The sequence below is a fragment of the Flavobacterium sp. genome (assembly GCF_043779715.1).
Classification (GTDB): Bacteria; Bacteroidota; Bacteroidia; order Flavobacteriales; family Flavobacteriaceae; genus Flavobacterium.
Window position 1 is genome coordinate 1 of the sequence record NZ_JAYWDT010000243.1, and the last position, 2,650, is coordinate 2,650.

Consider the following 2,650-nt stretch of genomic DNA (forward strand, 5'->3'; position numbering starts at 1 on the left):
AAAAAAGCCAACAAAAATTGTTGGCTTTTTTTATTAATCTAAAATTATAAATTATTTTATCCTTTCAACGCTTCGCATTTTGAAGATTTGAAAAACTATCGTTTTTCTTATCCTTTCAACGCTTCTGCTCCACCAACGATTTCTAAAATTTCGTTAGTAATTGCAGCCTGACGTGCTTTGTTGTAAGTTAATTTCAACTGGTCTCTTAACTCGGTTGCGTTGTCTGTTGCTTTGTGCATGGCAGTCATACGTGCACCGTGTTCTGATGCAAATGAATCTCTAATTCCTTTGTATAATTGTGTTTTCAATGATTTTGGAATCAATGTTAATACAATTTCTTCTTTAGATGGTTCGAAAATATAATCTCCAGTAGATGCTGGTTTATCCGATTTTATAGGCGCTAATGGCAAAAACTGTTCTGTTTGAACAATTTGTGTCGCTGCATTCTTAAATTGATTGTAAATCAACTCAATTTTATCGTATTCGCCTGATACAAACTTATCTGTTAGTGTTTGTGCAATTTTGGCAACATTATCAAAAGTTAGAGCATCAAAAACCGAACTCTGATTGTCAACAACCGAAAGTATTTTACTCAAGGTATCGTTTCCTTTTTTACCGATAGCAAAAATATCTACTTGCTTTCCTGCGTAAAATTCAGCGCGGTTTTTAGCTTCTTTAATTGCATTGGTATTAAAAGCACCTGCCAAACCTCTATTTGAAGTTATCACAACCAATAAAACTTTCTTGATTTCACGTTGTTTTGTGAATTCTCCACCTGCATCACCATCTAGTGTTGCCGAAAGATTTTGTAACAATTCCGTTAGTTTTTCGGCATAAGGGCGCATTGCTGTAATAGCATCTTGTGCTTTTTTCAGTTTTGCTGCAGAAACCATTTTCATTGCCGATGTGATTTGCATCGTCGATGAAACGGAAGTAATTCTATTACGGATTTCCTTTAAATTTGCCATTTTTATATTAGTCAAATGTCATAAAGTCATAAAGACAAAAGTCTGTTAAAATGCCAACCTTTCGCTTGACTTTAGACTTTTGGCTTTAAGACCTTTGACTTATTTTAGTTATATTTTGCTGATAATTCTTTAGCTGTAGCTTCGATAACATCTGTAATTTTATCGTCTAATTTACCTGCTTTTAGAGCATCTAGCGTATCTCTGTGTTTGTTGTTCAAGTACTCGATAAAATCTTTTTCGAATTCTTTTACTTTATTTACAGGAACATTTCTTAATAAGTTTTTAGAACCAGCATAGATAATTGCTACTTGATCTTCAACAGTATAAGGAGAGTTTAAACCTTGTTTCAAGATTTCAACATTTCTTCTTCCTTTTTCGATTACGTTTAATGTAACAGCATCAAGATCAGAACCAAATTTTGCAAACGCTTCCAATTCACGGAATTGTGCTTGGTCTAGTTTTAATGTTCCAGCTACTTTTTTCATCGATTTAATCTGAGCATTTCCTCCAACACGAGATACCGAAATACCTACGTTAATCGCTGGACGAACTCCTGAGTTAAACAAGTCTCCATCGAGGAAAATCTGACCATCAGTAATCGAAATTACGTTTGTTGGGATATATGCAGAAACGTCACCAGCTTGTGTTTCAATAATTGGTAAAGCAGTTAATGAACCACCACCTTTTACGATAGATTTTAATGAATCTGGTAAATCGTTCATGTTTTTTGCGATATCATCATCAGCAATTACTTTACAAGCTCTTTCTAACAAACGAGAGTGTAAGTAAAAAACGTCTCCAGGATATGCTTCACGTCCCGGTGGTCTTCTTAATAAAAGAGAAACCTCACGGTAAGCAACTGCTTGTTTAGATAAATCATCATAAACAATAAGTGCTGGACGACCAGAATCACGGAAATATTCTCCAATTGCGGCTCCTGCCATTGGTGCATAAACTTGCATTGGTGCTGGGTCAGAAGCATTTGCAGCAACAATAACTGTATAAGCCATTGCGCCTTTTTCTTCTAACATTTTTGCAATTCCTGCTACAGTTGATGCTTTTTGCCCAATTGCAACATATATACAAAATACAGGTTTTCCTGCATCGTAAAATTCTTTTTGATTTAAGATAGTGTCAATACAAACGGTAGATTTACCTGTTTGACGGTCACCAATAACCAACTCACGTTGACCGCGACCTACTGGAATCATTGCATCTACTGCTTTGATACCTGTTTGTAATGGCTCAGTAACTGGTTGACGGAAGATAACTCCAGGAGCTTTTCTTTCTAAAGGCATTTCGTATAAATCTCCACCGATTGGTCCTTTTCCATCAATAGGAAAACCAAGTGTGTTTACTACACGACCTACCATTTGTTCTCCAACTTTTAGAGAAGCAATACGTTGTGTTCTTTTTGCTGTAGATCCTTCTTTGATTCCTGTAGATGGCCCTAAAAGCACCACACCAACATTGTCTTCTTCAAGATTCAAAACGATTCCTTCAAGACCGTTGTCAAATTCTACAAGCTCACCGTATTGAACATTTGATAATCCGTAAATACGAGCAATACCATCTCCAACTTGTAGTACTGATCCTACTTCTTCTAGCGTTGCACCAGATTCAAAACCTGATAATTGCTTTTTTAATATTGCTGAAATTTCAGCAGGTTTAATTTCCGCCAT

Annotated in this window: 2 protein-coding genes; both read right to left on the bottom strand. The window is 35.8% G+C overall.

The annotated features are described in order from the left end of the window. Window positions 1–107: 107 nt before the first annotated feature. Window positions 108–968, bottom strand: a complete 861-nt coding sequence (gene atpG / locus ACH2BG_RS11870; RefSeq protein ID WP_395047907.1) for an ATP synthase F1 subunit gamma — start codon at window positions 966–968, stop codon at window positions 108–110. 104 nt (window positions 969–1,072) lie between these two features. Next, window positions 1,073–2,650 (bottom strand): F0F1 ATP synthase subunit alpha, encoded by a 1,578-nt coding sequence (gene atpA, locus ACH2BG_RS11875; RefSeq protein ID WP_395047908.1) that lies wholly within the window; start codon window positions 2,648–2,650, stop codon window positions 1,073–1,075.

What these genes read in the sequence shown, in the direction of transcription:
- atpG (WP_395047907.1), bottom strand. Translation starts at nt 968, where the DNA reads ATGGCAAATTTAAAGGAAATCCGTAATAGAATTACTTCCGTTTCATCG.
- atpA (WP_395047908.1), bottom strand. Translation starts at nt 2,650, where the DNA reads ATGGCGGAAATTAAACCTGCTGAAATTTCAGCAATATTAAAAAAGCAA.